We start from the raw sequence: 538 nt of genomic DNA, 5'->3' as shown, positions 1-538 counted from the left end.
CCCGCCGGCCTTTTCCTGCGGACCATGCAAGGTGCGCTTTCATGCTGAGGGTGGTGGCGGCCATGTTCGCGTCCCCAGCCTCCAGCGCCCACTCATGGGAGCGGTCGTACCAGGACAGGGCCACAGGTGTCTCCCCCTGGTCCTGCGCCATCCACGCGAGGAACTGGGCGTGCTCGGAGGCCAGCCGCACGACGCGCTCGGCGAGCGGTCCGCGCGCACTGTCGTGCAGGTCGACGACGGTCCGCAACTGCTGTTGCATCACGTCCACCAGCGGGCGGGACCCGATGACATCCTCCGCGCGCCGGTGCTCGGCCAAGAGGCGGTCAAGCCAGTCCAGTGTTGCGCCACCCACGCGCAGGCTGTCGCCCGTGCTGCGTGTGACGCGCCCCAAGAGGTCCGGGTCCGGCGCGACGGACGGCAACACGAACGACGACACAGGCTGGTGCTGCACCGCTGTTGCATGCCGCAACTCCGCAGGAACCTCAAGGCCGTTGATGATGCGCTGCCGCACCTCGGCAGACGTGACGCAGCGACGGCC

1 pseudogene is annotated in these 538 nt (G+C 69.5%); it reads right to left on the bottom strand.

From position 1 onward, the window contains the following. Positions 1-511: pseudogene (locus tag JAO81_RS42025) on the bottom strand (XRE family transcriptional regulator); the annotation flags it as partial. Between the last annotated feature and the right edge of the window lie 27 nt (positions 512-538).

It is taken from the genome of Streptomyces sp. N35, from assembly GCF_016464295.1.
Taxonomy (GTDB): domain Bacteria; phylum Actinomycetota; class Actinomycetes; order Streptomycetales; family Streptomycetaceae; genus Streptomyces.
The sequence above is the reverse complement of the archived record's forward strand: the minus strand, read 5'-3'. Positions and strand labels throughout refer to the sequence as shown.